At 40.5% G+C, this 23216-nt stretch carries 22 protein-coding genes and 1 pseudogene; 11 read left to right on the top strand and 12 right to left on the bottom strand.

Features of this window, described 5'->3' with window-relative positions; genetic code table 11:
- Positions 1-266: 266 nt before the first annotated feature.
- Complete coding sequence (locus AAEU31_RS05975; RefSeq protein ID WP_421966756.1) at positions 267-518, top strand: hypothetical protein; 252 nt, start codon at positions 267-269, stop codon at positions 516-518.
- Between the two features lie 336 nt (positions 519-854).
- On the opposite strand, the gene azu is transcribed toward AAEU31_RS05975, so the two are convergent.
- Positions 855-1310, bottom strand: coding sequence for an azurin (gene azu, locus AAEU31_RS05970; protein ID WP_421966755.1), 456 nt, complete (start codon positions 1308-1310; stop codon positions 855-857).
- Positions 1311-2489: 1179 nt separating this feature from the next.
- On the opposite strand from azu, the gene AAEU31_RS05965 reads away from it, so the two are divergent.
- The 4 genes and pseudogenes from AAEU31_RS05965 to AAEU31_RS05950 all read left to right on the top strand — a co-directional run bounded on the left by AAEU31_RS05965 (position 2490) and on the right by AAEU31_RS05950 (position 5989).
- Positions 2490-2642: a hypothetical protein gene (locus tag AAEU31_RS05965; RefSeq protein ID WP_421966754.1), complete on the top strand. Its 153-nt coding sequence runs from the start codon at positions 2490-2492 to the stop codon at positions 2640-2642.
- Positions 2643-2796: 154 nt separating this feature from the next.
- Entirely contained in the window at positions 2797-3051 is a 255-nt protein-coding gene (locus AAEU31_RS05960) for a YfhL family 4Fe-4S dicluster ferredoxin (protein WP_421966753.1), read from the top strand.
- A gap of 97 nt (positions 3052-3148) precedes the next feature.
- A complete protein-coding gene (locus AAEU31_RS05955) occupies positions 3149-4465 on the top strand; it encodes a methyl-accepting chemotaxis protein (RefSeq protein ID WP_421966752.1) in 1317 nt (438 codons plus the stop codon).
- A gap of 208 nt (positions 4466-4673) precedes the next feature.
- A pseudogene (locus AAEU31_RS05950) lies at positions 4674-5989 on the top strand (methyl-accepting chemotaxis protein).
- 2 nt (positions 5990-5991) lie between these two features.
- Here AAEU31_RS05950 and AAEU31_RS05945 read toward each other — a convergent pair.
- Both AAEU31_RS05945 and AAEU31_RS05940 read right to left on the bottom strand, forming a co-directional pair.
- Entirely contained in the window at positions 5992-6243 is a 252-nt protein-coding gene (locus tag AAEU31_RS05945; RefSeq protein WP_063529390.1) for a TIGR03643 family protein, read from the bottom strand.
- Between the two features lie 45 nt (positions 6244-6288).
- A complete protein-coding gene (locus AAEU31_RS05940) occupies positions 6289-7173 on the bottom strand; it encodes a LysR family transcriptional regulator (protein WP_135926819.1) in 885 nt (294 codons plus the stop codon).
- Between the two features lie 102 nt (positions 7174-7275).
- On the opposite strand from AAEU31_RS05940, the gene AAEU31_RS05935 reads away from it, so the two are divergent.
- The 3 genes from AAEU31_RS05935 (at position 7276) to AAEU31_RS05925 (ending at position 9708) form a co-directional block, all read left to right on the top strand.
- Entirely contained in the window at positions 7276-7905 is a 630-nt protein-coding gene (locus AAEU31_RS05935) for an NAD(P)-dependent oxidoreductase (protein WP_421966751.1), read from the top strand.
- A gap of 64 nt (positions 7906-7969) precedes the next feature.
- Positions 7970-8992 carry a Kelch repeat-containing protein gene (locus AAEU31_RS05930; RefSeq protein ID WP_421966750.1) on the top strand — a complete coding sequence of 341 codons (1023 nt, stop codon included), beginning with the start codon at positions 7970-7972 and terminating at the stop codon, positions 8990-8992.
- Positions 8989-9708: an SIR2 family NAD-dependent protein deacylase gene (locus AAEU31_RS05925; protein WP_135926822.1), complete on the top strand. Its 720-nt coding sequence runs from the start codon at positions 8989-8991 to the stop codon at positions 9706-9708. Before AAEU31_RS05930 ends, AAEU31_RS05925 begins: the two co-directional genes overlap by 4 nt.
- A 32-nt stretch (positions 9709-9740) precedes the next feature.
- On the opposite strand, the gene AAEU31_RS05920 is transcribed toward AAEU31_RS05925, so the two are convergent.
- On the bottom strand, positions 9741-11336 hold the full coding sequence (locus AAEU31_RS05920; RefSeq protein WP_421966749.1) for a carboxylesterase/lipase family protein: 1596 nt from the start codon (positions 11334-11336) through the stop codon (positions 9741-9743).
- Between the two features lie 194 nt (positions 11337-11530).
- Here AAEU31_RS05920 and AAEU31_RS05915 point away from each other — a divergent pair, with 194 nt between their 5' ends.
- The gene (locus AAEU31_RS05915) at positions 11531-12889 is read left to right on the top strand and encodes a methyl-accepting chemotaxis protein (protein WP_421966748.1); all 1359 of its coding nucleotides are present in this window, start codon (positions 11531-11533) and stop codon (positions 12887-12889) included.
- A 16-nt stretch (positions 12890-12905) separates the two neighbouring features.
- Here the strand turns inward: AAEU31_RS05915 and AAEU31_RS05910 are convergent, their stop codons facing one another.
- Positions 12906-13904 carry a DUF4382 domain-containing protein gene (locus tag AAEU31_RS05910; protein ID WP_421966747.1) on the bottom strand — a complete coding sequence of 333 codons (999 nt, stop codon included), beginning with the start codon at positions 13902-13904 and terminating at the stop codon, positions 12906-12908.
- 227 nt (positions 13905-14131) lie between these two features.
- On the opposite strand from AAEU31_RS05910, the gene AAEU31_RS05905 reads away from it, so the two are divergent.
- A complete protein-coding gene (locus AAEU31_RS05905) occupies positions 14132-14572 on the top strand; it encodes a hypothetical protein (RefSeq protein ID WP_138558229.1) in 441 nt (146 codons plus the stop codon).
- Positions 14573-14609: 37 nt separating this feature from the next.
- Here AAEU31_RS05905 and AAEU31_RS05900 read toward each other — a convergent pair whose 3' ends face one another.
- The 6 genes from AAEU31_RS05900 to AAEU31_RS05875 all read right to left on the bottom strand — a co-directional run bounded on the left by AAEU31_RS05900 (position 14610) and on the right by AAEU31_RS05875 (position 20674).
- Positions 14610-16298, bottom strand: coding sequence for a methyl-accepting chemotaxis protein (locus AAEU31_RS05900; protein WP_421966746.1), 1689 nt, complete (start codon positions 16296-16298; stop codon positions 14610-14612).
- A 97-nt stretch (positions 16299-16395) separates the two neighbouring features.
- Positions 16396-16905, bottom strand: coding sequence for a GNAT family N-acetyltransferase (locus AAEU31_RS05895; protein WP_421966745.1), 510 nt, complete (start codon positions 16903-16905; stop codon positions 16396-16398).
- A 3-nt stretch (positions 16906-16908) separates the two neighbouring features.
- Positions 16909-18252: an N-succinylarginine dihydrolase gene (gene astB, locus AAEU31_RS05890; protein WP_421966744.1), complete on the bottom strand. Its 1344-nt coding sequence runs from the start codon at positions 18250-18252 to the stop codon at positions 16909-16911.
- Positions 18253-18300: 48 nt separating this feature from the next.
- Positions 18301-18531 carry a helix-turn-helix domain-containing protein gene (locus tag AAEU31_RS05885; protein WP_054562555.1) on the bottom strand — a complete coding sequence of 77 codons (231 nt, stop codon included), beginning with the start codon at positions 18529-18531 and terminating at the stop codon, positions 18301-18303.
- A gap of 604 nt (positions 18532-19135) precedes the next feature.
- Positions 19136-20149, bottom strand: coding sequence for a zinc-binding alcohol dehydrogenase family protein (locus tag AAEU31_RS05880; protein WP_421966743.1), 1014 nt, complete (start codon positions 20147-20149; stop codon positions 19136-19138).
- A gap of 93 nt (positions 20150-20242) precedes the next feature.
- Positions 20243-20674, bottom strand: a complete 432-nt coding sequence (locus tag AAEU31_RS05875; RefSeq protein WP_138558223.1) for a MarR family winged helix-turn-helix transcriptional regulator — start codon at positions 20672-20674, stop codon at positions 20243-20245.
- Positions 20675-20797: 123 nt separating this feature from the next.
- On the opposite strand from AAEU31_RS05875, the gene AAEU31_RS05870 reads away from it, so the two are divergent.
- Positions 20798-21226, top strand: coding sequence for an organic hydroperoxide resistance protein (locus AAEU31_RS05870; protein WP_135926832.1), 429 nt, complete (start codon positions 20798-20800; stop codon positions 21224-21226).
- 27 nt (positions 21227-21253) lie between these two features.
- Here the strand turns inward: AAEU31_RS05870 and AAEU31_RS05865 are convergent, their stop codons facing one another.
- Positions 21254-22987, bottom strand: coding sequence for a GMC oxidoreductase (locus AAEU31_RS05865; RefSeq protein ID WP_421966742.1), 1734 nt, complete (start codon positions 22985-22987; stop codon positions 21254-21256).
- Between the last annotated feature and the right edge of the window lie 229 nt (positions 22988-23216).

Genomic DNA, 23216 nt, shown 5'->3' with positions numbered 1-23216 from the left:
TTGCAGTTTACGTCAACAGCTATATCAATAAATTGTTAAAAAAGTTGTGTGAAAATTAAACGAGGAATGGGTCGATTTTGACAGCTTCTATCGCAACGAAATATTTAAAAGCTGTTTTTTGTTCAGGCAGTTAAAAAGTAAAGTCAAGATGGTAACTTTATGAAATACAGTGTTTTTAAATACCGGATAGTAAAAATGAGTTGGCTCTTTTTAGGGTTTTAAATAAGCAACTAGCCTATCGTGGTGTAAAAGTGTTGTTTTATAAAATGATGGTTTTTCTACTCGAAAATATTCAGGAGTGCACTTTTGATTATTCGGATTACGATGACCAACTTTGTTACGAAAACTTTGAGCGTTTTGATGATTTATTCGATACGGAGTTAGAGAATGACTTCGATGATGACTATAAGGATAAAATTGAGCATGAGTTCGAGCCAGAGCTTAATAATGAGCGTGCTCAAAATTCTATAAAAGAGACCATATCGCAAATCAAAAAAACGCATTCATGGGATAAATAAAGCTATTTTTGCATTTAAAAATAGCGGCCTAACCATTAATCACGAAATACGCAACGAGCTGTTATTTGCCGGCTCACTAATCAATGTCTGGGTAGTCAGAGTTTACTCTGATAACACTAGTGAAGGAATTGTATGCAAATATATTTTTCCACTGTGGTAATGCAAAAGCGTGTTGCCAACCATAATGTAAGGCGAGGCTTAAGGGCAATGAAGGAGTAGCGTGCTACTCCTTTTTTAATTTATTAGTTCACTGAATACAGTGATAATTTTAGATATAGTGGATACTTTAAATAATTAGATATGAAGGCACTTAAGTGTGGCTTAGTTATAGATTCGTTATTGTACTAATGTGAATTTCCCTTGCATTATTGACCAATGACCAGGTGATGCGCAGAAAAAGACATATTCATCTTCTTTATTGAATAAATCGCTTTTAAAAGTCACTGAAGTAGACTCACCCCCACCAATAACCTTCGAAACCACAACTGCTCTCGAGTCATTAGGCTTGACATAATTATTCTCAAAACCAGCTTCAAAGCTGTCATTCGTTAACCCTATTAAATCCTCTTTTTTGGAGATAACCAAATTATGTCCCATTAAAGCCGCGGGTAATTTTCCTGTGTTCTTTAAATTAACAGTGATTGTTGAGCATGTTGCAGGTACGGTTATTTTGTCCTTAGAAAATGTCATATTGTTAGTAGCTTCTACATCGACTGTACAATTGTCTTGTGCATGAGCAGCTGAAATGACCCCTGAGAAAAATAGACCAAGTAAAATGTTACGGATAGACATGTGACCTCATTTATAGTTGGAGAAATTAGAATTAAAATTATCAAGTTTCGCTTTAACTCTCTAACTAATAAATTAAATCTATTTGATTGATAAAACAGATGCTTTAGAGGTAATAGATAAAGGTTTCTATTAAATAAAAGTTGGTTTCATATTTTAAGAATGTAAGGTAAGAAAAAAGTGGGTAAGGCATTTAGACTAAGCTAAAAACTTACTCAAATAAGTAGTTATTAAATACATACTATCAACTACAGATAAAAATGCTTACTCAAGAAGAGGACAGGATTAACTCATCAAGAGCAAGCATGACAACCAGTATAATTCTGTTTGTTATAAATCCTTAAAGTAACCATGTTTCTTTACGATGGATTCATTTTGTTTAGCGACCCATTGAAGATATTCTTTATTATCTAGTTGACTCGCAGCTGCTTCATCTAAAAGAACAATTGTATTTGGGTGCATTTGCAGTGCTGACGCAGGACAGTTTCAGATAACTTCTAACTCAATGTGATAAGAACAATCTGACTGATATTTTAACTCGTTCATGAACACAAATGATGAAGGAGTTACGACTTATCATTCAAGTGAACTAACTCAGATTTGTTGAATTTATAACTATTATAACTTTGTATGTTTGCTTCATCATTGAAAAATGCTTTGATCTAAACTTTCCCGTATCAACCTTTTTTCACAAAGGCTTATGTCAATAATGTATGCATTGTGCAGTTCGCCTTCATAGAAATGCTCTATGCTCATATTATTGAAGCACTTTCTTTTAGTATTCTGCCTATCTGCGGCAAAGTAATTGTGTAGTTTTTAAATTAGTTAAGATTCTTTATGTAGAACCTTGCTAACTCTTTGTGACCTTTTGTTTGTTGCCCGAAAGATTTATCACACCCCTTCAGAACCATAATAAGCAGAAAGTTGCTCTGCAGTAGACAGGAAGTTTGAGTTATTACATTTATATGCTCAGAGATAGGGTAGGTAATGTATTTTCGGCGGAGTTCGAAGCGATATTTTTAACTAAACTAACAACTTTTTTCAGTCACGCTGAAGATAACTGGTTAGAAATCGTCGAAAAGCTAAAACTGGTGAAGCCTCTGGTTCATTTTTTAATATTCGCCCTTCTTCATTCTTTTTTAGTTAAAAGCTTTTTATAACTCAAACCAAAAGGAAAGGAGTATGTCTCTAAGATATGTAAGTACATTAAACTTTATAAATTCAATCAATGCCTTACACAGTATCATTCGCAAAAATGACCATAAAATTAATCATTTAATGATAAAACCAGAAACCCCTGAGCGCTTTGATGATTGCATTAATTCCACAACATAGAGCTATGAAAACCCTAACTACTTGTAAACTTGATCTATATCAAAGAAATTTCATTCGCAGCCATCTATATTACGCGGCTGCAATTTTCGCTGCTTTTTGAAATCTAGGTTAGCTTTTAAAGGCAATACTCCATCATCGTGCTTAAAGGTGTGTCATGGCATTACTCATCAATAACAAATGTATTAACTGTGATATGTGTGATCCTGAGTGCCCGAATGAGGCTATTTATATGGGGGCGAAGATATATCAAATTGACCCTAACAAATGCACTGAATGTGTTGGGCATTATGATAATCCTACCTGTGTGAGTGTGTGTCCAATTGACTGCATTAAGCCAGATCCAAATCACCGAGAGTCACTAGATGAATTAGCCGACAAGTATGTCAAATTAACCTCACAGCCTTGCTAATCCTTATCAATATAAGTGCCCAAAACTAGCATCTCATACTGAATGTTCTACAATCACATTAACAACAATATGTTAGTGATTTAATCTAGGGCGTTATATGTGGTTCAATAAAGCTTTACAAAATGAAATAGCAGCATTAAATGCTGAGCTCCATCCACTCAAGGGCCTTATTTCAGGCATTAATGAAGAAATGCTGGTATTGAAACTTCGTAAAGATCGTACGATTTCTTACATGAATCAAAACTTTTTAAATGAGTTTGGTTATCCACATGAAAAGTTAATTGATGCTCCTTTTCAAACGATTGTAACCCCTCAATCACGCAATACTTATCAGTTTTCAGACTTAAACAATGCACTTTCAAATCAACGACACTGGGTAGGGCAAATGCAGGTTGCTCGTTATGATGGGCAGGTTGAGTGGCTGTGTATTATTGTTCAACCAGTTTTAAATGAGCATGGTGAATTTAATTATTATGCTATTTATGGTTCTGTATGTACGGATGTAATTACCACATCTCGTGAAAATAGTGATGTTATTAATGCGATAAACCGCTCAATGGCTGTTATTGAATTTGATCTTGAAGGAAAAGTCATTAATGCAAACCAGCTGTTCTTAGATTCTATGGGTTATAAGAAAGAAGAGATTGTTGGCAAGCATCACCGTATTTTTTGTGAATCAGAGGTTGTGGAGTCACCTGAATATGCGCAGTTTTGGCAGCAATTAAGGCGAGGAGAATTTATTGCTGATCGTTTCAAGCGTGTTGACCGATACGGTAACACCGTGTGGCTTGAAGCGTCATACAATCCTATTTTTAATGATTTTGGTGAGCAATATAAAGTTATGAAGTTTGCAACGGTTATTACTGAACAAGTAAACCGTGAACTGGCAACCACGCAAGCTGCAGAAATAGCTTACAGCACGTCGGTTGAGACGGACAAACTGGCTCAGCAAGGAGCTGATGTTTTGCGTAACACGATGAAGGTGATGGCAGATCTTGCTCAGCAAATGGAGCAAGCTGCAGAGGAAATTACGGCGCTCGATAAGCAGTCACAGCAAATTTCAAATATCGTAGAAAGTATTAGTAGTATTGCTGAACAAACCAATTTACTAGCGCTTAATGCTGCAATTGAAGCGGCTAGAGCAGGTGACCAAGGGCGAGGATTTGCTGTGGTTGCTGATGAAGTAAGGCAGTTAGCTTCAAGAACCTCAAAAGCGACTGAAGAAATTGTTGATGTAGTACAACACAACCAGTCACTAACCAAAAACACCGTAAAAGTGATAGAAGAAGGTAAGATACAAGCTGAGCAAGGACTCTCGTTGTCAAATGACTCGGGTAAAGTGATGGAAGATATTCAGCATGGCGCTCAACAGGTGGTTGATACAATTGGTCAGTTTGTAAACAAACTTAAATAGTCTTATATGCTTAGCCTAGTTTTACTAGGCTTTTTATTATTTCAAAAAATTAAATTATTTCTTATTTTCACCCGAGAAACTTCTTATTGTCGTAAAAGCTGAGTTTTTATTCATTCAGTTCGGCTAAAATCATTAAAAGTTACAGCTCATGTAGTTCTTAGAGTACTGCTCTGTGTTGTTTTCATATGATTTTAAGGTGAGAAGGGCCATGTTTTTTACTCAGCCATTGAAGAATAGAATTGCCGATCTAGAGAATGAATTATTTAGTGTTATGCAAGTAAAAGATACTTTAGACCAGAGTATGTTTACTTTAGAGCTTGATGAAGATGGCTATATCCTCTCGGTTAATGAGCACGTATTAACTGAGCTTGGGTATTCTGAAAAACAATTGCTTGGCAAATCTTTACTTGATTTTGTCCCTGATACTGCCCGAAAAACACCCTACTTTGAGCTTTTTAAGCAAGCGCTATATGAACAAACCGTTTGGGTGGGAGCTGTACAGCTTATAAACGCAAAAAATAGCCCAGTATGGTTGCGTGTTTTTTACACCGTGTTGTTAACAAAGATAAGCAATTTCAAAAAATTACTCTGCATGCAAGCGTATTGACGCGGACCATTGAAACCTCCCGTGAAAATCAGGATTTAGTGAAGGCAATCCATCGCTCAATGGCTGTGATTGAATTTGATTTAAACGGTTATGTGCTTAAAGCAAATGAGCAATTTTTAGCGGGGGTTGGTTACACAGCACAAGAAATTATTGGTAAGCATCATAGTATGTTTTGTGAATCTGATGAAGTTGGCTCTGATCAATATGCCGATTTTTGGCAAAAGCTACAACAAGGTGAATTTATTGCTTCACGCTTTAAACGTGTCGATAAGCAAGGTGATCCTGTGTGGCTTGAGGCAACTTATAATCCGATCTTTAATGAGCAAGGTGAACTTTATAAGGTTGTAAAGTTTGCCACTGTCATTACAGAACAAGTAAAGCTTGAAATGGCTATTTCTCAGGCCGCAGATATAGCCTATAGCACTTCCACAGAAACCGACAAGATTGCTCAGCAAGGTGCTGAAGTATTGCATAACATGGTGCAAGTTATGGATGCGCTAGCAAAACAAATGGAACAAGCAGCGCAAGAAATGGCTGCCCTTGATAAGCAATCGCAACAAATAGCTTCACTTGTGCAAAGCATAGGAAGTATAGCCGACCAAACCAATCTATTAGCATTAAATGCTGCAATTGAGGCTGCTCGTGCTGGCGAACAAGGAAGAGGGTTTGCTGTGGTTGCTGATGAAGTAAGGCAACTTGCCCGCAGAACTTCAAACGCAACCATTGAGATTGTTGATGTGGTGCAACAAAACCGTGTGCTTACACAAAATACAGTTGGAGTCATTCAATTAGGTAAAAGCAAGGCAGAACAAAGTTTCAGCCTTGCTACTGAGTCAGGAAAAGTGATGGCCGATATACAAAATGGCGCTCAAAAAGTTGTTGATGCTGTTGGGCAGTTTGCTGAACAACTCAAGTAGCGTTATCGATGTTTGTACTGGGTTTTACAGTAGCCGCGAGTGATATCAGGGTTTCGTAGTTTTAAGTGTTTAGTTTGCCTACCTGCTGCGCGTTTTCGCCAAAGTTTAAAGCTCGAGCTTGTTAATTGTTCACGCATTAACGTGATAACGCTTTTTTCATTTAAGCCAAACTGTTGGTTTATTGCTTCAAACGGGGTTCTGTCTTCCCACGCCATTTCTATGATGCGTGATATTTCATGATCTAAGTGCTGCATTACGACTCCTTTTTGTTGCTTATACGTACATGCAGCAGATTTGGATTATAAGATATCGTGTTGCCAGTGCTCAGCTAAAAAGTCGATGAACGCTCTGACCACATTTTGTTGGAAGTTCCGCGATAAGTACACGGCCCATAAATGAGAGCCTATAGTTGTATGCTCTGGTAGCACTTTAATAAGCTCACCTGATGCTAAATAGTCATTGGCGAGATCGCAGGGTAAATGAGCCACCCCCATTCCTTGTTTTGCTGCTTTTAAAAGCACACCCATATCATTGGCAACAATGTTGCCCTTAACAGTCACTTTTTGAGTGTTGTCGTCGCGTTGAAATTGCCAAATATTGTGTTTGTTATGAATAAGGCAATTATGTGCAGTTAAGTCATTTGGCTCATTAATCGGTGGGCTCGCAGCTAAATAGTCGTTTGATGCACACACTGCGGTTGCGATATACATTAGCTTACGGGCAATGAGTCCTTCATCGGGCTGGTGGATATAACGCAAAGCGATATCAACGCGGTCATCAACCAGCTGCGATAAACTATCTGAGAGTAACAGTTCAAATCGCGTCTGTGGATGGCGCTTGGTGAACTCTTCAATGGCATCAAACAGTTTATGTTGGCCAAGCCCAATCGGAGAGGCAACTCGAATGGTACCCACCAATTCGTTGTTGTGGCTGTGTGCTCGGCTTTGTAAGTCAGACACTTGATTGAGTATTTGCTGGCAATAGCTAAGGGCCTCTTCGCCTTGAAGAGTTAAACTGACTTTTCGTGTTGTGCGATGAAACAACCTTAAATTTAGCCACTTTTCAATATCTTGAATATGCCTAGAAACTTGTAATCTGCTTAAACCTAAGTGCTCAGCGGCCTGAGTAAAGCTGCCTGTGCGGGCAACTTCGACAAAGCTAGTAATTGAGTTGAGTTTATCCATTGGTATCTTAAAGTGAAACAATGTGTATCTATATAGTGTATTTATCAGTAAATAGTGAACAAGTAAACTGCCATCATTGAAACAAACAACGGAGAATTCCTCATGAAATTAGCAGTTATTGGCGCAACAGGTTGGATTGGCAGCCACATTACATCAGAAGCATTAGCACGTGGTCATCAAGTTAATGCGTTAGTAAGAGACGTAAGTAAAGTAACGCAAGATAATGTTACTGTAACTGAATTTGATTTAACAAAAGACGATATTGCAAGTACTGCTGCAGGTAGTGATGTTGTTATTGCGGCAATTGGTGGTCGCGCATTAGGTAACCATGAAATTGTAGCAAACACAGCACAGCAATTGCTGAATGCATTTGCCGGTACTGGCACGCGTATTTTATGGGTGGGTGGTGCAGGTAGCTTAGAAGTTGCACCGGGTGTAACGCTTGTATCAACCCCCGATTTTCCTGCTGAATACAAAGCAGAAGCAATCGCTCAAGGCGAAGCGCTTGAAGTATTTAAAGCGTCAACAACAGATACGCCATGGACGTTTGTATCACCAGCTGCGGTTATTTATCCTGGTGAGTCAGAGCGCCCATACCGTGTTGGTGGTGATAGCTTCTTTACTGATGCCAACGGCGAAAGCAAAATATCAGTAACCGATTATGCGAAAGCGATGCTTGATGAAGCGCAGTCTGCAGCGCATTTAAATCAACGTATAAGTATCGCTTATTGATACTTTTCTCAGGCTCATAAAATGGTATTCTTATGCGATGTTTTTTAGCTGATTTTATCATGATATGAGCCTATTATTTTCTGTTGCGCTTGCAACAATTCCTGCCCTACCCGAAGCAGTTGCAAATAATGCTGTCGCTAAAGTTGTTGTAAATGAACAAGCTTATTTCCTAAGTTTTATGGGGATAGGAAAAGGGAAAGCACACCATGATATTCACAATAAAGTATGGGTACTCAAAGTTGGTGAGTCGGCATGGCGAACAGCAAAAGCGGTACCGAGTAGCCAGCCTCTAGTTGGACGTTTAGCGAGCACCGCAGTGGGTGTTGGTCAACACGCCTATGTATTTGGTGGCTATACTGTAAGTGCGGATCATCAAGAAATTTCTACCCCTGATGTATATCGCTACGATGTACTTACGAATTCTTACACGCAACTCGCCAATATGCCCGTGCCTGTTGATGACAGTGTGGCGCTTTCGTACCAACAACGTTACATCTATTTAGTCAGTGGTTGGCATAACGATGGTAATGTTAACTTAGTACAAGTTTATGACACCAAAACAGATACTTGGCAACAGGCTTCGCCATTTTTAGGTCAACCAGTATTTGGCCAGGCTGCGGCAATTAGTGGCAACACAATTTTAGTGTGTGATGGTGTAAAAACGCAGGCCAATGCAGATAAACGTCGTTCTTTTGCTGCGGTTGCACAGTGTTTAAAAGGCACTATTGATGCTAATAATCCATTAAAAATAGATTGGCGTACCGTGCCACATCCAACAGGTGTTGCCCACTATCGTATGGCTGCAACCAGTTTTAATGGTGATATCTATATGTTGGGCGGTTCTGCAAACCCATATAACTACAATGGTATAGGATACAACGGGAAGCCAGCACCGGCGAGTAATCATGTTTGGCGTTTTGATATTGATAAAAACAATTGGCAAATGATGCCAAAAGCTAAAACAGCAAGTATGGATCATCGTGGTTTATTAGAGCATCAAGGTAGTTTGTACCGTATTGGTGGTATGGACAATAATCAACAAGTGACTGCCGATGCACTTGGCTATAAGGTTGAATTATCACTATGAATACACTTTATATCACAGGTGCCGGAGTCAGTGCCGCAAGCGGTATACCGACCTTTCGTGGCGAAGATGGATTTTGGACCATAGGCAGTAAAAATTATACGCCGATGGAAATGGCAACCCGCGCTATGTACGAAAACAATCCGCGAGAATTTTTAGCTTGGTATTACCATCGCTTTGCAACGTATCGACACCATGGTCCCAATGAGGTGCATCATTGGTTGAGCGATAAAAACCTCATTACACAAAATATTGATGGCCTCGATGGCAAAGCCGGTAACACGGATTATATTGCAATTCATGGTCGTTTGGATCAAATGACACTGTTTCACCATCAAGGTGATGATGTGATGGCCTTCAACGCGCCGTGGGATAAAGTTAACGAAGACAACCTACACAACTCATTGCTTGAGGTGTTCAATATCAATAATGAAAGTCCCAAGCTAAACGAATCGTTTAAGCCTTACGTGTTGTTATTTGATGAGTACTACACTGAACTTTATCGAATTTCTGAGGCGCAACAGCGTATGCTCGATGCCGATAAAATTGTGTTTATAGGCACCTCTTTTAGCGTCAATATTACGCAAATGGCACTCGATATAGCACGCAGCCAGGGCATACCCATTGAAGTAGTTGACCCCGAACCTACCCATGTATTTCATCCTAATGTGACATACCAAAAAATGACTGCGCTTGAATATATCCAGCAGCAGGGATAAAAATAAGGCGCTTAATTTAGCGCCTTATTTCATTATTGCTGTTCAGCTTTTATTGCTGTGATGTTTAACCGCGCTTGTAAGGGATCTGGTAAAAATTCTGCAGTCCCTGATTTACTCATTTGCAGAATAAAAGACTCATCATTTTTATATGCTTGCCATGTTGGTAGGCCGGGGCCATTGGGGGTGCCTAATTTAATAAAATTAGTCACATAACGGTGCATTATTTTAGCAGCTTGCTTATCCTGCTCAGTGGTAACATGGCCATATTTCGCTGCCAAAGTATTAAAAAAATACGGAATCTCGCTGGCGTGTTCAGCACCGGGTTTATCTAAGGTTTGCGCTACATAACCAAAACGATACAAGAAGGCATCATTACCCATATCTGTCACACGCTTTGCAACGAACCTTGCTGGCTCTTGCATTAAAGCATCCTGTCCGACTTGGTAATTAATTATTGGCAGTGGGGTGTCGCCTTGTGCATCGTAAGCCATTTTGGCTTGTATCGAGTGAGGAGCAAAGCTTTCAAATAGCGCCTCTTTTGAAGAAAAGTTTGCAAAGCCTAAATCCATATCAGTTGTGCCGACCATGGTAGCAACATGGCTAAATGTGCCTTTACTCAAGCGTGTTTCAGTTGAAGCATTTATGATGATGCCATCAATGATTGGCCCACCTACGTAAGTAGACTCATTAGTACTTTGTTTGTTTAATGTACTTAGGTTGAGGTTTCCAACGACTTCTTCAGCAGATAATTCACGTAGTGCCGCCAGCGCATTCTTATCACTTCCTAAGATAGTGTGTTGCTTGGCAAAGTTTTCACCAATTTTTTCGGCGCTTAATACTGAGTCATCATTGCTATAAAGTGGCAACTCGTTAAATAACTCTCGCCCGCCAGCAGACATAATAATCGCTTGTTGAAATAAGTTATTTGCTGCAGGCGTTTGCATCATCGCATGTACCGATGCGCCGCCAGCAGATTCTCCCATGAGTGTCACTTTTGAAGCATCACCACCAAATTGAGCGATATTTTGTTTCACCCATTCAAGGGCCGCAATTTGATCCATCAAAGCGTAATTGCCCAGTGCATCGTTCTCAAAACGACTAAGGGCAGGGTGCGCAAAAAAGCCAAATCGGCCTAGGCGATAATTAAAGCTAACAAAAATAACCCCTTGTTTAGCAAAGCTTTCACCCGAGTAAACAGCGGGTGATGCGCCACCATTTACAAAGCCACCCCCGTGTATCCATACCACAACGGGATAAGGAGCATCGCTGTGTTTAGTGGGTTTAAACACATTTAAATAAAGGCAATCTTCCGAAGGGGTTGTTGTAAGCGGTGCAGCGTCGGCTGCAAACGGCTTTTGCATACAGTCAGGCGCGTAATCGTTAAGTACTTTTACATCTTGCCACTTAGGCACAGGTTGCGGTGCTCGCCAGCGTAACTCTCCCACCGGAGCTGCTGCATACGGAATGCCTTTATACGCAATAAATCGCCCTTGCTGCTGCCCTTGAATAAGCCCACCAGTGACGGCGATATGATCAGATTGAGGTTGCTCTTGGCAGCCTTGCAAAAATACGGCAGAACCTAATAGAAAAGATGAGTAAAAAATCGATTTTAGAATACGCGATGTCATAACAAAGCCTAGGCTGTTTGGGGAAGGCTTATAATATTATATATTTGGCCATTCTTTAAGAGGAAAGCGCTTTAGTGTAAAAGCTATCTATAGGTTAAGCTGCTAATCATTAAGAAAAAAGAATTATTTTGTAATTTTATTCCTCGCTCTGCTGAGCTAAACTTTAGCTAAGTACCTTAATAACTGGTGTTTCAATGTGGTTTAGTAAAAATAAAGATCAACTCATTGATGCGTTGCAGCATGATGTTGATAGAAGTCAGCAATATTTAGCTGGGATCAGAGAAAATATTGCTTATATCGAATTCACACCAGATGGAACAGTTCTCGAAGCTAATGATTTGTTTTGCAAAACAATGAAAGTGCAAGCTGGCGATATTATTGGTCAGCATCATCGTAAGTTTTGTGCGCCTGAATATAGCAGCTCAAAAGAGTATCAAACTTTTTGGCAAGATATCGCTAAAGGCCAAGCAAAGTCTGGGGTTTTCTCGCGAGTTAATGGGGCAGGCGAAGCCATTTGGCTGCGTGCAACCTATTTTCCGGTACGCGGTGATGATGGCAAGGTACGCTGTGCAATTAAGTTTGCTTCAGAAATAACCAAAGAAGTCGAAAAACTTGATGAAATGTCGGCAATTTATGATGCCGTTAATAAAAGCACCGCGATGATCCGCTTTACGCCGGATGGTCATATTATTTCTGCGAATGATAATTTCTTAAATGTTGTAGGGTACAGTCTCGCTGAAATCCAAGGTCAGCATCATAAACTGTTTTGTTATGACGACTTTTATCAAAAGAACCCTAACTTTTGGCAAGAGCTGGCGAACGGGCGCATTTTTTCTGGGCAATTTTCTCGTAAAAAACGTGATGGCAGCCCGCTTTATTTAGAGGCAACCTATAACCCTATTTTTAATAAACAGGGTAAAGTGACACAGATCATTAAGTTTGCATCTGATGTCACCGCCAGAGTTAACAGCACCGAAGAAGTGAAACATGCAGCAGAAAATGCCGGACACACGTCGGAAGAAACCTCGCAAGTTGTGACGAATGGTCAGCAACGAATTTTAAGCAGTGTTGAATCATCAAAAAAAGTGAGTAAGCAAGTTCATCAAACCCGTGAACTGTCGGATGAGTTAGCGCAGCAGTCATCACAAATAGGTGAAATTGTAACGACCATTAATAGCATTGCAGAGCAAACAAACTTACTTGCCTTAAATGCAGCGATTGAAGCTGCCAGAGCCGGGGAGCATGGTCGTGGTTTTGCAGTGGTTGCCGATGAGGTTAGAAATTTATCGCAACGTACTTCTGTGTCGACCAGTGAAATATCAGGCTTAATTGGAAAAACGCAAGAAATCGCAGCAAAAATGACGGCTCTTATCGAAGAAATAGAAACACTGTCTGGTGAGTCTCAGCAAAATGTTGAAGAAGTCAGCATGATCATGGAAGACATTAAAACCGGTGCGGATAAAGTGGTAGATCAGATATCCGAAGTGATAATTCGTTACGATACATATAAACAACAAAAAGCCCGCAATGCGGGCTTTTTAATGGGGTATTGATTCCAATATTCCAATATTATTCAGAAACAGTGAAAGATACGTCTAAGTCTTCACCCGATGTTACTGTAATTGGTTTTACTTGATAAAGCGTAAATGCTTCGTCTTGCGTTTCTACGTCATCGATTTGCGCAGCGCAGGTATAAGCAAGTTGATAATCACCAGGTTGAATGAACGCAAGTTCAAATTCGTATTGGTTATCTTCGTTATCGAAAACAACGTTAGCGGTTGCAAGTGGTGCATCAGCGGGCGTGTCGTCTTCGCTTACTTCGTAGTTGTCCATTGGCATTTCTATATCGCTGTTGTATAGATAAACAGCGTGACCAAACGAGCCATCAGTCATTGCAATGTCTATGTTATCTGTTTCACAAAAAGCGATTAGCTCTTCGCTTACCGTTCCTTCAATGTCTTGCGATTCAGCTAAGTTTTCTAATCTCACACCGCGAGGTTTTAAGAAGATCTCGTCGCTATTTTGTGGGTCAACTAATGACTTTTTAAGGTCAAACTCAAGAACAAAATCATTACCAGCTTGGTTAAGTGTGAAGCCATCAAGTTGGATTTCACCAATACCATCGTTGCCTTTACGTTTAACAACAAGTGGTGCAATGCTGTCATCTTCATACACAACATGCGATGTCATAGTTAAATCGTTTGTGTCGCCATTAATAACATCGGCACGGATCCATTGATAATCACCTGCTGGCACTTCTTCATCTTCTAATAATGAGAAAATGTCATCACCTGTGTAATCTAGTAAGTTAACCATTTCAGGCATGGTTTCATCATCTTGCTCACGAGTTTCGAAAGTGAACTCTTCACCACCTTGGCTTTTAAGCGTGATTGAATCGAACACAACATTCACAGCTTTTAAACCTGTTACTGGTGCGTCAGAAACTCCAAGCGTGAATTGCGCAGTTTGTGGCTGCGGATCTACAGTTTCTTTTTTGTCGTTGTCTGAGCCACAACCAACAAGTGCAAATAAAACGGCGCTGCTAAGTAATGTAGTTTTGAAGTTCATTGTTTCTTCCCTTGTGTTCTAAAAATTTATTAATAGTTTAGTCACCAAAACTTAATGTAAGTTGAATTGCTTTAACTGAGTTAAGATTCGCGCGTTTGTACCTTTTTAAAAGCTAGTGAAAGGCGGTTTAATAAAAACTGGCAAATAAAATCTCAATAATGAACAAATCCATTTTTCTTCCACATTTTGTTGTCAACATGGCAAAAAATAAAATCTTAGGAACAAGAATGACAGTCATCGATTTAGAGAAACGCTATGAATCTAGGAGCTTTGCACTGTTAAGTGCACTTAACATGCTTTTATTGGTGGGTTTTATTAATAGCAAAGCAGAAGTGAGTAGTTTTATTTTTAGTTTTTTAGTTTGCGGCATTTCGCTGTTATTAGGTTTGTTAGTTGTTAATTCTAAACGTAATTTTACTGTGTGCCGCCATGGTGTGCATTACCGTAATTTACTAGGACAATGCCGTCAAATGGATGCAAAAAAAGTACAGTCGATTCATCACTATTCAGTGTTAGGCATTCGTACTGTGATAGTTATGGCTGAGAAGCGTATTTGTATTGCACCTTTTTATAGTCTAAATGATAAGCACCAACAGCGACTAAAACGCTATGACAACGACTTATTTGACTGGCTAAAAACGCTACAAAAAACCAATGATTTTTGTTAAGCAGGTTATTTTGACCTGCTTAACAATCGTTAAATATTTAAGTTTTATATCGACTTACATTCTGTTCTAACTGCGTTGCGGTGTTATTTAATTCATCCATATATGAGGTCGCAACATCGGTATCATTAGCAGTCTTGTTGGCAATATCTACAATAGTGGTCATGTTTTGATTAATCGCTTCTGAAACTGAAGTTTGCTCTTCAGCGGCAGTGGCAATTTGTGCATTTTGCGAGGTGATGGTATTAACCGAAAGCAGTACTTCATTGAGCGCTTTTTCGACTTCGCTTGCTTCGTTCACACTGGTTGCACTTCCTGATTTTATTGATTGCATAATGCTGTTTACAGTTGTTGTTCCTTGTTGAACCTGCTCAATCATTGCCTCTATTTCGTGGGTACTATCTTGAGTTCGCTTGGCAAGGGTACGCACTTCATCAGCCACCACCGCAAAGCCTCGGCCAGCTTCGCCAGCACGTGCCGATTCAATTGCTGCATTAAGTGCCAGTAAATTAGTTTGCTCTGCAATGTTTCGGATCACATCAAGTACACTGCCAATTTGGCTAGATTGCTGATTTAGCTGATCAACCGCATTGGCACCTTCATCAACTTGCTTAGCAAGGCCGTTAATTACTTTTATAGCGATAAGTAACTGGTTATTAGCCTGTTTTACTAGATGATCGGCATGTTCTGCTGCAGTTGATGCTTCTTGGGCGCTTCGTGCGACTTCCATTGACGCCGCCGACATTTCGTTTATTGCCGTTGCAACTTGCTCACTTTCTTCATGTTGACGATTAATACCAGCATGCATATTGGCAAGAAGCTCGTTGAGTTTATGTGACGCTTGATTCATCGATTGCGATGATTGGCGAATATCAATAACCATTTTACCCACGTCATCAGCAAAGCGGTTAAATGAACTGCCAAGTTTGCCGAGCTCATCGTCTCGTTTAACCATTAATCGTTGGGTTAAATCACCATCACCTTGTGATATATCGTTCATTGCTAGCACGGTTGTGTGAAGAGGGTTGGTAATACTGCGCGATACCACCACTGCAATAGCTGCGGTAATTGCTACTGCGAATACTGAAGCGATAACTGTGTTTATAAAGGCATTATCGATACCTTCATTAACTCGTTGTTCTGTCATTGCAACTTGTTGTTCAAGGCCACTGATCCAAAAACCCGTTCCTAGTACCCAATTCCATTTAGGTACTAAAGCGGCATAACCGAGTTTAGGATTCACACTACCATTGGTATTTTTCCAAGAATACTGCACATAGCCACCGCCTCTTTTAGCGGCATCAATGAGCTCTCGTATCAAATAAACCCCATTAGGATCTTTAAAATCATAAAGGTTTTTGCCCTCAAGTGAGGCGTTAACGCCATGAGCAACGTTGACGCCTTCAACGTCATAGACAAATACATAACCTGTATCACCAGCATCATCAAAGCGTAAGTTACGTAAAATGCTTTTTGCCTTATCTTGTAGCTCCTCAGTATTAGAGCCATTATCTTGAGCTATTAGATGAGCAATTGAACTCATGGCAATTTTTTGGTAATTGCTGACTTCAGATTTACGATCGCTTTCCATTTGTGTAGCAAAACTTTCTACTGTTTGTGCGCCACTTTGTTTTGATTGCACATAGTTGTAGAGTGTCAGCATAATCGCAATGAGCAAAGGGGGAAGTAAGGCTAAAAAAAGTACCCGTTCCTTTATTGATAGCGCCATTTATCGCTCCTAATAGAAATTCGCAATACTATTTTAGTGGTATTAAAAAATTTTATTAGTCGACTTTATGGTTATATGAAAAGGTCTATTAAGCGATTTACGTAAGCTGCTTATAAAAGTACACGGTAGCATCGAGCTCGCCTGTTGAGCTTTTCGCAAAGTTTGGGATTGTGCCTGCCTCTAAATAATTAAGTTTACGATAGAGATAAGAGGCGGTATCACCCTGGCGAGTATCAAGTACCAGTAACTTAATGCCTAAAGTATAGGCATCGTTTTCTAGATTGGACATTAGCTGCTTTGCGATGCCTTTACCTTGATGTTCGCTATGTACCATTAGCTTTTCTACTTCGCCACGATGAGCACCATTGGCTTTGGCACACAAAGAAAGCTGCACTGAACCAATCACCGTATCACCATCAAGGGCAAGGTAAAGCCTACGGAAAGGGGTCGTTAAATCGGCATCGACCCCTTGCCAATAGTCTTGGGCTGACTGTAATGATAGCGGGGCAATAAAGCCGATTGATGCGCCACTGGCAACGCTATCAATCAGTAAACTATTGAGTGATTTAGACACTCCTTTAATAGAATGAACTGCTTTAATTTTCATTAATTATTCTTGTTGGAATGGATACACAGAGCCTAAGTTAAGTAAGCTGGTTAACTCATCAAGTGCCTGATAGCTTTCGGTTAAAAGCAGTGGATCAGCAAAGTCATCACTACTTAAAGAGTCGCGGTAATGCTTATTAGCCCAACTCACTAATTGGTTATATTTTTCTTCACTAAAACGCACTCCAGGATTGACCGCTGCCAATTCATCACTGTTGAGTGCAACGCGTAAGCGCAAACAAGCAGGACCGCCACCATTTTGCATACTTTGGCGTAAATCAAAAAAGCGTACTTGTTGAACTGGGTTATCCGCTAAAACCATTTCTTGAATATAGTCGTGTACCGCCTGATTACGCTGACATTCTTTTGGTGCAACAAGTAACATATTGCCATCAGCCAAAGTGATCAACTGACTATTAAACAAATAGCTGCTCACGGCATCTGTGATACTTACTTTATTGGTTGGCACCTCAATAATATGCAGTGGTTTATTGCCAAGGTAAGCTTGTTTAATTTGCTTAAGCGCACTGGGCTGGTTCAAAAATGCTTGTTCATGACACAAAAGTACATTGCCATTAGCTACCGCAATTACATCGTTGTGAAAGACACCTTGGTCTATTACATCAGGGTTTTGTTGAATAAATAACTGATTTTCTGGCTTAAGCTGATGTAGACGGGCAATTGCTTGCGAAGCTTCAAGAGATTGTCTTGCAGGAAATTTAACAGGCTTTGGTAAGGCACTATTAAAACTACTTGCACCATATATAAAAAGCTCAAGTCCTGTATCTGCATGACTGTCGCATAGGCGATTATGGTTTGCTGCGCCTTCATCACCAAAAAAGCCTTGATCTGGTAAGTGAGTATGATGGCTAAAATAACGCTCGTCGTTAAACATGGCTTTTAACAATGCCGTAGTTGTAACCGGCTCTAGTGAGCGGTGAAATTTGTTATTTAAGTTAGCAGCCGTAAAGTGCACTTTGCCATCAAGGGTATCGGCAGAAGGTGAAATTGTTCCTGCATTGGCTGTCCACATTGCTGATGCACTGTAACATGCTCTTAATAGTATCGGATCTGCCTTAAATGCTTTTTCGATAATTTGCTTATCGCTGCCTGTAAAGCCTAGGCGTCTTAGCACATTAATGTCGGGGCGAGCATGAGGAGCAAAAATACCTTGCTCTAGACCTAATTCGTGCATCGCCTTCATTTTTTCAAGGCCTTGTAGCACGGCCTCTTTGGGGTTTGAATGCGAAGAGGCGTGACTTAGTGAAGCGACATTGCCATACGATAATCCCGCGTAATTGTGAGTAGGCCCCACTAAGCCATCAAAGTTTACTTCTACTGCGTGCATACTTATTCCATCATTGTTGTGCGTAAATTTTAACCATACAGAAATTATTTAGCTGAAGCTAGCTAACTCCATTTCTACATTGCGTAAGCTTTGCTGCAAACGCTTCTGGGTAGCAATTAAATACGCTTTTTGTTTGTTCTGTTTAACTTGTTGCTGTCGTGCGGCTTTGTATAACACACGCTTAGGAATGTCGTACTGCTCAGACGCTTCGGTGATTGTTAGTTGATGAACCGAAATTTTTTTAAGTGCTTCAATAAATGCGGGGTCATTATTTAACATAGCGACGCTCCAAATCAGCAACATTATGCGGATCGTTTGCTTCATGCATTTGCCATGTGCTGATGTCTAATCGCCAAAGTAGATAAAGAGTGTGAAAGAAGTTAGTCACGTTAGTCTCCTTGTTAGTGCCAGTTCATTTTAGCTATTGGAAGATCTGTGCCAAACCGTTATTAAATTTAAATGTATTAGAAATCAATTGGTTAATATATTGTGGCTAGAGCGTCCCTAAAATCAGGCACTAAAATAGTGAAAGACAACCGTAATAATGCACTTTAATGATGCGTGCTTGCATTTTGTTTTTCGTAGCAGCGGCTTTATGCCGCGACATGGGTGAGGTAGGGGAGATACGAGAATAAAACGCGATGTAAAATCGCTGCTACATACTCGCATCTCGCAGGAATGACTTTAGTCATGAATAATTAACTACCACACAAAAGTAAAACCTTGGCCGTAGGCGTGAAACTTGTTTCATGCGCCAAGCAGGCGTGACGCCTACAGGTAGCAACGGCTTTATGCCGCGAAATGGGTGAGGTCGGAGAGATACGAGAATAAAACGTGATGTAAAATCGCTGCTACATACTCGCACCTCGTAACTCGTTACTCGTTACTCAAACCCTTCCAAAACAAGCTTTCCGCGAGCTTTATGAGATTCTAAAATCCCATGGGCTTTAACAAGGTTTGCTACGTTTATCTTACCTAAATGCTCACCCAATGTTGTTTTGATTGTGCCGCTATCAACTAAGGTCGAGAGCTCAGAAAGAAGCTGATGCTGGGCAATCATATCATCGGTTTGGAACATTGAGCGGGTATACATAAACTCCCAATGCAACGAAATACTTTTACGCTTTAACTTTAAAATATCAAAGCTTGCAGGGTCGTCGATCAGAGCCAATTTACCTTGTGGCTTGATCACTTCCATAATGCTATCAAGATGTTGCTCGGTGTGCGTTAAGCTCACTACGTAATCAAATTCATTCAGGTCGGCCGCAAGACGCTGCTCGTTAAGGTTTTTGCTATGATCAAGAACATGATCAACTCCTAAATCTTTAAGCCAGTTGGCGCTTTCTTTTCGTGCGGCGGTACCAACAACTGTTAAATTGGTAAGCTGTTTGGCAAGTTGCACTAAAATTGAGCCTACACCACCTGCGGCACCTATCACTAATACAGAGGCTGGCTTATTGTTTTTAGATTTTTCAATCTGTAAGCGGTCAAACAGTAACTCCCATGCCGTAATACTGGTTAATGGCAGGGCGGCTGCTTCACTATTACTAAGGCTTGTTGGTGCAAGACCAACAATGCGCTCATCAACAAGTTGCAGTTCAGCATTACTGCCTTGGCGCGTTAAGTCGCCAGCATAAAACACACGGTCACCGACATTAAATAACGACACTTTGTCGCCAACAGCTTTAACGGTTCCCACGGCGTCCCAACCAATAACCTTGTAGCCATTGTCTGGTGATACATTAGCGCGAATTTTAGTATCAACAGGGTTTACTGAAATTGCTTGTACGGCTACAAGAATGTCGTGACCTGTGGCAACGGGATCTGGTAATTCAATCGCTTGTAGTGATGAGTCTGATAACGTTGGAGTTGCTGTGGTGTATCCAAATGCTTTCATGATGGTGTCCGTATTGATGAGTTTTGAACACTATAGCGCATCTAGTTTTATTAAAAAGCGGTGTAATCCAAATTCACTTTCAAATAATTTTTGTTAATTAAGGTCACTATTTACTAAATCGAGTAACTCGATCAGTTGTAACGCTTGTTGTTCGTTAATGCTTGGGAAGCGACAACGAATTTGCGACGGTACATCGGCGGCTTGATCTTGCATGGCTTTGCCTTTGGCTTCGAGCTGTACGAGTCGTTTGCGTTTATCTTGGTTATCTTTGGTGATCGACAACAATGCTTTGTCGCTCATTTTTTTTAAAATTTGCGTCATCGCACCGCCATCAATAGCGGTTTTTTCAAGTAATTCAGCAATGCTGATCTGATCTTTTTCCCACAGCGCCATCATCACTACGTATTGCGGGTAGGTTAAATCTAATTGATTAAGAGAATCTCGATACGCACGGGCAATCCCATTCGATGCCATATATAAGCGATGGCATAGCTGGTTATCTAATTTTAGCTGTGGGTATTTCATACTCGATCCTCAAAATTCAATACGAGCATTTTAATTTGCATGCAAAGTATTTGCAATCCCGAAAAAGCTGATCTAATATATTTTGCATGCAAAGTATATTTTCACTCAATTAGGAGAGTAATCATGAAAGAACTACAAAGCGTCGCATACACAGCAAAAGCAACAGCAACAGGTGGCCGTGAAGGCACAGCAAAATCAGATGATGGCCGCTTAGATGTGGCACTATCAACTCCTAAGGGGTTAGGTGGTGATGATGGTCAAGGTACAAACCCTGAGCAATTATTTGCAGCAGGTTACGCAGCTTGTTTTATCGGCGCATTAAAGTTAGTGGCTGGCCAAGCAAAAATTAAATTACCGGCAGATACTCACATTAACTCTGAAGTATCAATTGGTCCTATCGAAGGTGGTTTTGGTATTGCTGTTAAGCTTGCGGTATCGGTGGGTGATCTTGATAAAGACACCGCTCTTGAACTTGTTAATAAAGCGCACGAAGTATGCCCTTACTCAAACGCAACGCGCGGTAACATTGCTGTAGAGCTATCAGTTATCTAATTGCTATTGATCAAATTAGGCCGTGCTTTATGCACGGCTTTTTTGTTTTTCAGCAATCGACTTTGCTAAATCGCCTGAGCCAGTAAGCGCTGACACTAAGCCTTCGCGCGGCTCACTGAACTCGATTGGCTTTATCTTACTGGCTCGGGCTGCATCGAATACCGGTATTTGGCTCATTGCGTATTCAGACAATGCGGTAATGGTTAATGATGGGTTTACCCCTAAATTACCCGGTATGATTGAGCCGTCAATAACACGCAGGTTTTGATAGCCGAACACTTCTCCTGAGCTATCAACTACGCCGTTAGAGGCATCAGTCCCCATGGCAACTCCACTCATTATATGTGCCGTCATCGGGGCACCAAAGAGCACTTCAGTTAAAGCAGAGCCTGGCACACCACCGAGTTTTTCGGCGTAGAGTTTGGTTGCTTCTTCTGCTTTTGGAAAACTAACGCTAAGCGGTGTGTCATTGTCTTTTTGCACCGCAGTAATGCCGCTTTTAAATAACCGATACCATTTGCGTCGCCATTCAAGGTGAATAAACGCCTCGGATTTTTGCATCACCAAAAATAGAATCGAGCTGCGGGCTTTGCCTTTTGGCCGCAATACTTTGGCTGTTTTTATTGGATGGCGCAGTGTATTCACTAAAAACTTAGCGATACGCTTGAGGCCTTTTCCTGTCACCATAGGAACGTAAGGTAAATAAAGCCATGTGCCATCGGCGCCTTCCTTAAACCGACAAATTTCAATGTTGGTGTCTTTATCGACCGAAATAAATGAGCTGATCGCAACGCCATCATCAACTTTTTTAGTGGTATTGTTCGCGGTGGTGAGGGTTTCTGAATTTGTACGAATTTGCTGACCCAGCCAAGCTGAAATATTAGGTAGTGTTTTGTCTTTATCGCGCATTTTTAAAAGCAAAGGCACGGTGCCCATTACCCCCGCGCTTAGCACAACACCACGTGTTGTTAGCGTATAAATATGGCTATCGCGATGACTGGTATCTTTAATCTTAATTTTGTATCCGGCGCTGCCATCTGCATTAAGCGGGGTGATTTTGATTACTTCAGAGCTTGGTCTTATCTCTACGCCATTGCGCTCGGCAAAGTAAAGATAGTTTTTCATCAAGGTGTTTTTGGCATTATGGCGACAACCAATCATGCAGCTACCACAGTAATGGCAGGTATTTCGCCTTGGGCCATCGCCGTTAAAGTAAGGGTCGGGTAGCTCTTTGTTATAGGCTTCGCCGGGCTTTGCAAAAAGCACCCCGGTGTTTACGGTTTTGAACGAGTCACCTTGACCCATCTGCTCAGCAATCTCTTTAAGGGTGTGATCGGCAACATTGGTATAGGTATTTTTGGCACTGCCTAACATGCGCTGTGCAAGGCCATAGTAGGGCATTAGGCTTTCTTTCCAGTCTGATTTTATGCGTGTCCAAGCTGGAGATTGAAACACCTCATCATCAGGAATAAGGTGCACATTGGCATAAATTTGTGAGCCACCGCCAACACCCACACCATGCAGCACAGTGACTTTGCTGGTAAACGAAAATTGAATGCAGCCTTTTAAGCCAATTTCTGGTTGCCACATATAATTTTTGATATCTAGGTTGGTCTTTGGAAATTCTTTATCGTCGCGGCGAAGGCCTTTTTCAAGTACTAAAACACGGTTACCTTTTTCGCTTAGGCGTAGCGCACTCACTGAGCCTCCAAACCCAGAGCCTATAATTATTTGGTCAAAATCAAATGTGTCTTGCTGCATGGTCATCGCTTGTTGATATTTATTATTATAATTAACTCGTTACAAAATACGCTGTAAATTAGCTGCTTATCTATTGTGATTTGGGATGTACATATTAGTAATATAGAAGCTTGTCGGTTGTTTGTCTTAGAACAAGTAATAAAGAAAGGCAATTTATCAACTTTTTAGTGCTCAGCAGCGCTTACTCGCTATATGTTAAGCCATCTAATTAAATAGTTTGTCATGCTTT

Source organism: Pseudoalteromonas thalassia, assembly GCF_049257215.1.
GTDB classification, from domain to species: Bacteria; Pseudomonadota; Gammaproteobacteria; order Enterobacterales; family Alteromonadaceae; genus Pseudoalteromonas; species Pseudoalteromonas lipolytica_C.
The sequence above is the reverse complement of the archived record's forward strand: the minus strand, read 5'-3'. Positions and strand labels throughout refer to the sequence as shown.